Below are 8,414 nucleotides of genomic sequence, written 5' to 3' on the forward strand. Positions count from 1 at the left end.
CTCCGCGTCGGCGGCCGCCCTCGAGCGCGTCCGCGGCACGCAGCCGGTGATCGACGCGTGGTCGGCGGCACTCGAATCGGCGATCGGGGTCGCGCGCATCTCCCCGTTCGTCCGGCGGCACCGCGGCGAGCTGGAGCGCCAGAGCGCGCTGCTCGCCTCGCTGGACCTCGCGACCCGCAACCTCCGCATCGTCGCGCGCCGCACCGACTTCCTGATCGGGGACGGTGTGCCGCGGCCGGAGCTCGCGGAGGCGGTCGCGGCGTTCGGGCCCGGCATCGCCCTGCTGGGCCGGTGCGTCTCCGACGCGTCGATGACGGCTCTCGCCCGGCAGGATCTGGTCCTCCTGGCCACCACCCTCGACCCGCAGCGGATGATCCCGGACGCGCGGCTCGCCGAGAAGACCCTGCTGGTGATCCTCCGCCCGCTCGCGGTCGATCTGCTCACCGCCACCGGGATGGACGCCGCGTCGGCGAGGGCCGCGCTGCCGGAGCTCGTCTGACAGCGCGGCCCCGACTCACGCGTTCGTGGCGTCCTGCACCTCTCCGACGAGCTCCTCGATGATGTCCTCGAGGAAGAGGACGCCCGTCGTGCGCCCCTCGCGGTCGACGACGCGGGCGATGTGCGCTCCGGTGCGCCGCAGCGCGGCCAGGGCGTCCTCGAGCTCGTCGCCGCCCGACACCGCGGCCAGGCGGCGGATGCGCTTCGCGGGCACCGGCGACTCCTGGTCCCCGAGGTCGGACACGTCCTTGAGGTGCAGGTAGCCGGCCGGCAGGCCGTCGGCTCCCGCGAGGAGGTAGCGCGAGTAGCCGTGCAGGGCGACCGCGCGGCGCAGATCCGCGGGAGTCGACTCCCAGGGCAGGAGCACCATCTCGTCCAGCGGGACCGCGACGTCCGACACCTGCTTCGTCGTGAACTCGAAGGCGGCGGTGACGGTGCCCGAGGCGTCCACGAGCATCCCCTCGCGGGTGGACTGGCGCACGATCGCCGCGACCTCGTCGAGCGTGAACGCGCTGGTCGCCTCGTCCTTGGGCTCGACGCGCACGAGACGGAGGATCCCGTTGGCCACCGCGTTGAGCGACCGGATCACCGGCTTCACGAGACGCGACACGAGCACGAGCGGCGGAGCGAGCAGCAGCGCCGCCCGCGTCGGCACCGAGAACGCGAGGTTCTTCGGCACCATCTCGCCGAACACGACGTGCAGGAACGTCACCAGCAGCAGCGCGGCGACGAACGCGATCACTCCGATCGCCTCGGCCGACAGCGAGGTGAGTCCGAGCGGGATCTCGAGGAGGTGGTGGATCGCCGGCTCCGAGACGTTCAGGATCACGAGCGAGCACACGGTGATGCCGAGCTGGCTCGTCGCGAGCATCAGCGTCGCGTGCTCCATCGCGTACAGGGTGGTCTTCGCCGCACGGCTGCCGGCGTCGGCCTTCGGCTCGATCTGGGAGCGCCGCGCCGAGATGACCGCGAACTCGGCGCCGACGAAGAAGGCGTTGACGAGCAGGAGGACCACGAGCCAGGCGATCCCGGGCAGGTACTCACTCATGGACGGCTCCTTCCGCGCGCAGCGCTGCGACCCCGGTGGCGGTGCCGCCCTCGGAGCCGGGGGTGAAGCGGACCCGGTCCACGCGGTTCGCGGCCACGCGGTCCACGCGCAGCACGCCGGCCTCGAGGGCGACCTCGTCGCCGAGCTCGGGCAGTCGGCCCAGGCTCGACGAGAGGAATCCCGCGACGGTGTCGTAGTCCTCGCCCTCGGGGACGATCACGCCCAGGCGCGCGGCGACCTCGTCGGGGCGCAGCTCGCCGCCGAACGTGGCCGAGCGGCCGGAGCGGATCACTCCGGCGCGGGTGCGGTCGTGCTCGTCCTCGAGCTCGCCGACGATCTCCTCGACGAGGTCCTCGAGCGTGACGACGCCCGCGGTGCCGCCGTACTCGTCGACGACCACCGCGATCGCCAGACCGCTGCCGCGCAGCGGAGCCAGCAGGGCGTCGGCGCGGGCGGTCTCGGGGACGCGCATCGGAGCCACCATGAGCTCCCCGGCACCGACCCGCCGCCGGCGCTCGGGCTCGAGGGCGAAGGCGTGCTTGACGTGCAGCACGCCGCGGATGTCGTCGGAGTCGCGGCCGAGCACCGGGAAGCGCGAGAAGCCGGTGCGGTTCGCGAGCTCGACGACGTCCTCCGCGGTGCTCTGCAGGCTGACCGACGACATGCGCACGCGCGGGGTCATCACGTCGGCGACGCTCCGGCTCGAGAAGAGCAGGGTGCGGTGCAGCAGGTCGGCGTGATCGCGGTCGAGGGTGCCCTCCAGAGCGGAGCGGCGTACGAGCGAGCCGAGCTCGTCGGCGCTGCGGGCGCCCGACAGCTCCTCCTTCGGCTCGATGCCCATCGCGCGGATGAGGGCGTTGGCCGTGTTGTTGAAGAGGAGGATGACCGGCTTGAACACCGTCGTGAACGCGACCTGGAACGGCACGACCACGCGTGCGGTGGCGAGCGGGAGTGCGAGCGCGAAGTTCTTCGGCACCAGTTCGCCGATGATCATCGAGAAGACGGTGGCGAGCAGCACGCCGATGACGGCGCCGATGCCGGGCACGATGCCCTCGGGGACCCCGAGTGAGCGGAGCGGCTGGGCGAGCAGCGAGCTGATGGCCGGCTCGAACGTGTACCCGGTGAGGAGCGTGGTGAGCGTGATGCCCAGCTGCGCACCCGAGAGGTGGGTCGAGGTGATCCGCAGGGCGGAGATCGTCGGTTCGAGGCGCTTCTCGCCGCGGGCACGGCGCTCCTCGAGCTCGTTGCGGTCGAGATTGACCAGCGCGAACTCGGAGGCGACGAAGAGGCCTGTGCCGAGGGTGAGGAGGAGGCCGATGACGATGCCGAGCCACTCAGGCACGGTCATCACCGCCGATCAGAGGGGCGGGGGCGGGGTGTCGCGCCGGTTCATGAGCGGGCGCGTCTGAGGGAGGGTCGTCCATGGGAGCAGACGGTACCGGCTGCGGATCTGAGAATGCTCACAGGAGTGACGGGGCCCGATCCGCCGGTGCGACCGCGTCCCACGCGACGGTCACCTCGCCGAGCCGCCACCGCCGCGGCCCGCCGAGGATCGGCCAGTCCGACTGCAACGACCGCACCGAGGCGATCCAGCGCTGGGTGAGGCCGTGGACGGCGAGGGGGGCGTTGATCGTCCACGCGCGCTCGAGGGCGGTCAGGAAGTCGTGGATCCGCTCGCCCGGCACGTTGCGGTGGATCAGCGCCTTGGGCAGCCGCTCGGCCGCGATGAGCGGAGACGGGATCGCTCCGAGCCGGAGCGACAGGGTCAGCGTCCGCGGTCCGTCCCGTCCGACCTCGATCCACGTGCAGATGCGGCCGATCTCGTCGCAGGTGCCCTCCACGAGGACCCCGCCGGGCTGGAGCCGCTCGGTCATGATCCGCCAGGCGCCGGCGACCGCGTCCTCGTCGTACTGGCGGAGCACGTTGAACGCCCGGATCACGTCGGCCCGCCGTCCCCGGGGGAGCGGGATCTCGAAGCCGCCGCGCTCGAAGTCGACGCGCGCGTCCGCGGGGAAGGCGGTGCCGCCGCCCCGGACGACCGCGAGCTGCTCCCGCGCGGTGGCCACCCGGGCGGGCTCGATCTCGAAGCCGACGACCTCGACGCCCGGAACGGTGTCCGCGAGCCGACGATGCAGCTCGAGGGTCGTCACGGCACTCGCCCCGAAGCCGAGGTCGACCACGAGCGGCTGCGGAGAGGCGCGCAGCGCGGGGAGCTCGGCGATCCACCGGTCGACCCGGCGGAGGCGGTTCGTGCCCGTGGTCCCGCGGGTCACGGCTCCGATCGGCATGGAGTCCAGCGTATCCGCGGGGCGAGGGCCCGCCTCTAAACTGGGCGCATGTCCGAGACCTACACTCTCATCCTCGTGCGCCACGGCAACAGCGAGTGGAACCAGAAGAACCTGTTCACCGGCTGGGTCGACGTGCGGCTCACCGAGCAGGGCGTCGCGGAGGCCACGCGCGCCGGCGAGCTGCTGACGGAGGCCGGGCTCCACCCCGACGTGGTCTACACGTCGCGGCAGACCCGGGCGATCCAGACCGCGAACATCGCGCTGGAGGTCGCCGACCGGCTGTGGATCGACGTCAAGCGGTCCTGGCGCCTCAACGAGCGCCACTACGGCGCGCTGCAGGGCAAGGACAAGGCGCAGACGCTCGCCGAGTACGGCCCCGAGCAGTTCCAGACCTGGCGCCGCTCCTTCGACGTCCCGCCGCCCCCGCTCGACGACGACGACCAGTACTCGCAGGCGCACGACGAGCGCTACGCGGACCTGGGCGACGCCCTCCCGCGCACGGAGTCGCTCAAGCTCGTCATCGAGCGGATGCTGCCGTACTGGGAGTCCGACATCAAGCCGGACCTCGCCTCGGGCAAGACCGTCATGATCACGGCCCACGGCAACTCGCTCCGCGCGCTCGTGAAGACCCTCGACGGCATCTCCGACTCCGACATCGCCGAGCTCAACATCCCGACCGGCATCCCGCTCGTGTACAAGCTCGACGAGAACTTCGAGCCGATCGGCCCCGCTGAGTACCTCGACCCGGAGGCGGCCGCCGCCGGTGCCGCCGCCGTCGCCGCCCAGGGCGCCAAGAAGTAGCACGCCCTGCCCGCTCGACGGCCCGCCGGATCCCCGATCCGCGCGGGCCGTCCGCGTCTGTGCCCGCCCTGGCGCCTGCTCCGGCTCGCGGAATCCTGGTCGGCTCGCAGGAACGACGCCATCCTGCGAGCCCAACCCGTTCTCACGAGCCGGAGTTCCTCCAGGACCGCGCTCTGCGCCCGCGCTCGGATCACGCGGATCTCGATACGCGCGCTCCGCGCGCTACTCGATCAGCAGAGGAGACGAGACCGAGCGGAGTAGTGGGAGGAGCGAGACGGAAGCGATCCTCCGGTACGCGCGCTCCGCCCTACTCGGAGAAGGAGCAGCGAGTCGGCCGGCGTCCGTCCCCAGAATCGGCTCGGACGACATCCGAGCGTCGACTGTGCAGACCGGCCGCACTTCTCAACGGCGAACGCCCGATTCGCGTGCGAGCGAATCGGGCTAGCCGGACGCAGGACGCTCTTCGGAACGCAACCATCCCGAAAAGCCGACCGCGGCTGAGATCGCGCGGAGCGCGATCTCAGCACTCAGGCGTAATCGCCTGAGATCAAGTACTGCACCTTCTTCGCGATCGAGACCGCGTGGTCGGCGAAGCGCTCGTGGTAGCGGCTGGCGAGGGTGGCGTCGACGGTGTCCGCCGCCTGGCCCTTCCAGGCCTCGCTGAGCACCTTGTCGAAGACGCTGACGTGCAGCTCGTCGATCTTGTCGTCCTCGTCGCGGATCTCCTCGGCGATGCGGCCGTCCTGCGAGCGCAGCAGCTCGGTCAGCTTGTGCGCGACGACCACGTCGAGGCGGCCCATCTCGACGAAGGTGGGGCGCAGGCTCTTCGGGACGACCTTGTCGGGGAAGCGGTACCGCGACAGCTGCGCGATGTGCTCGGCGATGTCGCCCATCCGCTCGAGCGAGGCGCTGATCCGCAGCGCGGACACGACGATCCGGAGGTCGCGGGCGACCGGGTTCTGGCGGGCGAGGATGTCGATCGCGAGCTCGTCGAGGCTGATGGCGAGCTCGTCGATCCGGGCGTCGCTGGCGATCACCTCTTCGGCGAGGGTGACGTCGGAGTGGTTGAACGCCTGAGTCGCCTTCTCGATCGCGATCTCGACGAGTCCGGAGATCTCGACGAGGCGATCCTGGACCTCGGCCAGCTCCTGCTGGAATACTTCGCGCATCTTGTGATCGACCCTCTCTGCGGCACGCACGGCGAACGGTGCCGGGTAAGCGTCGCGCACCACGCGCGACACAGCACCTGTTCCTTGACGGCGCAGGCGGAGCAATGATGGCGACGGCAGGTTAACGAACGGTGCCGCGGGTTTGAACAGTACTCGACCTGCAGTCCGTCGGCGGGCATCCGGTAGGGAGACGCCCGGTGGATGACTAGCCTGGGTGCGTGGATTCGGGTGTGTTCGTGATTCTGGCGCTCGTCCTCGGGGTGGCGATCGGCGTCCTGCTGACGACCGTCCTCACCCTCGCGGCGAGGCAGGGGCGCATCGCCGCCGAAGTGGTCTCGGTCACCCTCCCCGAGGGGATCGACGCGATCATCGAGGCCGTCGGAGCCCCCGCGTTCGTCACCGATCCCTCTCACAACGTCCTGAAGGCGTCGACCCGGGCGATCGCACTGGGCCTGGTCTCGCAGGACACGCTCCTGCATCCGGATCTCGTCGCGATCGTCGACCGGGTCCGCCGGTTCGGCGACGACATCGAGCAGGATCTGGAGCTCGCGACGAGCCCCCTCTCGGAGCAGGCCGTCACCCTCGTCGTCCACGCCACGCGACTCGGCTCCCGCTTCGTGCTCGTCCTCGCCGAGGACCACACCGAGGCGCGCCGCCTCGAGGCCGTGCGCCGCGACTTCGTCGCCAACATCTCCCATGAGCTGAAGACGCCCATCGGCGCGGTGGGCCTGCTCGCCGAAGCCCTCGACTCCGCCGCCGACGACCCGGTGCAGGTCCGCCGCTTCGCGCGCCGACTGACCCAGGAGTCGCACCGGCTCGCCAAGATCACCCGCGAGATCATCGAGCTCTCGCGTCTGCAGTCCGCCGACGTCGGCGCCTCCGCCGAGCTGGTCCGCGTCGACGACATCGTCACCGCCGCCCTCGAGACCACCCACGTCCTCGCCGAGTCGCACGACGTCACCCTGGTCAAGGGCGGGATGAAGAAGGCGTACGTCGCAGGCCAGGAGAAGATGCTCGTCTCGGCGCTGCACAACCTGCTCGCCAACGCGATCCAGTACTCGCCGCCCGGCTCCCGCGTCGGCATCGGCGTGCGCTCCACGGGCGGAGTCGTCGAGATCGCAGTCACCGACCAGGGCATCGGGATCCCCGAGGAGGACCTCGACCGGGTGTTCGAGCGCTTCTACCGCGTCGACCAGGCCCGCTCACGGCACACCGGAGGAACCGGACTCGGCCTGAGCATCGTCAAGCACGCCGTGCAGAACCACGGCGGCGACGTCCGCGTCTGGTCCAAGCCGGGACGCGGCTCCACCTTCACCATCCGACTCCCCGAAGCAGACCCGGCGAGGACGCCCTTCGCGTCCACCGCCCCGATAGGAGACACCGCGTGACCAGCATCCTGCTCGTCGAAGACGAGAGCGCCCTCAGCGAGCCGCTGAGCTACCTGCTCGAACGAGAGGGCTACGACGTCACAGTCGCCGAGGACGGACTCCGCGCCGTCACCGCGTTCGACGAGGGCGACTACGACCTGATCCTGCTCGACCTGATGCTCCCCGGCATGCCCGGCACCGAGGTCTGCCGCGAGATCCGCACCCGCTCCCAGATCCCCATCATCATGGTCACCGCGAAGGACTCCGAGGTCGACATCGTCGTCGGCCTCGAGCTCGGAGCCGACGACTACGTCACCAAGCCCTACTCGACACGCGAGCTGCTCGCCCGCATCCGCGCCGTGCTCCGCCGCCGCACCGAGGAGCCGGGAGAGGACCGCATCGTCACCGCCGGCCCCGTCCGCATGGACATCGAGCGCCACACGGTCGAGGTCGACGGAGTCGAGACGCCCATGCCCCTCAAGGAGTTCGAGCTCCTCGAGATGCTGCTCCGCAACGCCGGACGCGTCCTCACCCGCGGCCAGCTCATCGACCGCGTCTGGGGCAGCGACTACTTCGGCGATACCAAGACCCTCGACGTCCACGTGAAGCGCATCCGCTCCAAGATCGAGAAGACGCCGAAGGAGCCGACGCTGCTCGTCACCGTCCGCGGCCTCGGCTACCGCTTCGACGCGTGACGCGGGGCCTGGCGGGGCCATCTGCGGCGTTGTCGTCGGTCGCGATACCGCCGGTATCGCTCCCTCCTCCGCCTTGCAGCTGACCCCACCAGGCCCCGCGGAGCACTCCGGCGTAGGGCCGTCGCTGTGCGACGAGCCGAGGGGTGGGGCCGTCGCTGTGCGACGAGCCGAAGGGGGCCGTCGCTGCGCGACGCGCTGTTCGAGGGTGGGGCCGTCGCGCTGCGACGAGCTGCTCCGGGTGTGGGGCCGTCGCTGTGCGACGGGCTGCTTTGAGGGTGGTGCCGTCGCTGGGCGACGAGCTGCTTCGGGTGAGGTGGTTCCTGCTGGTCGAGTAGGCGCGCAGCGGCGTATCGAGACCGACGTCCTTCAGCGGGGGCGGAAGCCGCGCCGGACGACGGAGGACCGCCCACCGGGGTGGACGGTCCTCCGTCGGAGTGCGGGGCTACTCGCCGGCGGGGGGCTCGATCGAGTTGCCGGGCTCCGTGGTCGGGGTCGGGATCGCGGTCAGGGCCGGGTCCGGAGTGGCGGTCTCGGTCGGGGTGGCGGAG

Annotated in this window: 7 protein-coding genes and 1 pseudogene; 4 read left to right on the forward strand and 4 right to left on the reverse strand. The window is 71.1% G+C overall.

Annotated elements, in window-relative coordinates; all coding sequences use genetic code 11:
- Positions 1-499: pseudogene (locus NB037_RS17295) on the forward strand (FUSC family protein); the annotation flags it as partial.
- A 15-nt stretch (positions 500-514) separates the two neighbouring features.
- On the opposite strand, the gene NB037_RS17300 reads toward NB037_RS17295, so the two are convergent.
- From NB037_RS17300 to NB037_RS17310, 3 genes are all read right to left on the reverse strand, one after another.
- Positions 515-1,546 carry a hemolysin family protein gene (locus NB037_RS17300; RefSeq protein WP_251947999.1) on the reverse strand — a complete coding sequence of 344 codons (1,032 nt, stop codon included), beginning with the start codon at positions 1,544-1,546 and terminating at the stop codon, positions 515-517.
- Positions 1,539-2,894: a hemolysin family protein gene (locus tag NB037_RS17305; protein ID WP_279309066.1), complete on the reverse strand. Its 1,356-nt coding sequence runs from the start codon at positions 2,892-2,894 to the stop codon at positions 1,539-1,541. Before NB037_RS17305 ends, NB037_RS17300 begins: the two co-directional genes overlap by 8 nt.
- Positions 2,895-3,006: 112 nt before the next feature.
- The gene (locus NB037_RS17310) at positions 3,007-3,834 is read right to left on the reverse strand and encodes a class I SAM-dependent methyltransferase (protein WP_251948001.1); all 828 of its coding nucleotides are present in this window, start codon (positions 3,832-3,834) and stop codon (positions 3,007-3,009) included.
- Positions 3,835-3,882: 48 nt separating this feature from the next.
- Here NB037_RS17310 and NB037_RS17315 point away from each other — a divergent pair, with 48 nt between their 5' ends.
- Positions 3,883-4,635, forward strand: coding sequence for a phosphoglyceromutase (locus NB037_RS17315; RefSeq protein ID WP_056866592.1), 753 nt, complete (start codon positions 3,883-3,885; stop codon positions 4,633-4,635).
- A 527-nt stretch (positions 4,636-5,162) separates the two neighbouring features.
- Here the strand turns inward: NB037_RS17315 and phoU are convergent.
- Positions 5,163-5,804 (reverse strand): phosphate signaling complex protein PhoU, encoded by a 642-nt coding sequence (phoU, locus tag NB037_RS17320; RefSeq protein WP_207406622.1) that lies wholly within the window; start codon positions 5,802-5,804, stop codon positions 5,163-5,165.
- A 218-nt stretch (positions 5,805-6,022) separates the two neighbouring features.
- Here phoU and NB037_RS17325 point away from each other — a divergent pair, with 218 nt between their 5' ends.
- Both NB037_RS17325 and NB037_RS17330 read left to right on the forward strand, forming a co-directional pair.
- A complete protein-coding gene (locus NB037_RS17325; RefSeq protein WP_251948003.1) occupies positions 6,023-7,192 on the forward strand; it encodes a sensor histidine kinase in 1,170 nt (389 codons plus the stop codon).
- A complete protein-coding gene (locus tag NB037_RS17330; protein ID WP_251948006.1) occupies positions 7,189-7,866 on the forward strand; it encodes a response regulator in 678 nt (225 codons plus the stop codon). Before NB037_RS17325 ends, NB037_RS17330 begins: the two co-directional genes overlap by 4 nt.
- Positions 7,867-8,414: the final 548 nt, after the last annotated feature.

Source organism: Rathayibacter rubneri, from assembly GCF_023743255.1.
GTDB classification, from domain to species: domain Bacteria; phylum Actinomycetota; class Actinomycetes; order Actinomycetales; family Microbacteriaceae; genus Rathayibacter; species Rathayibacter rubneri.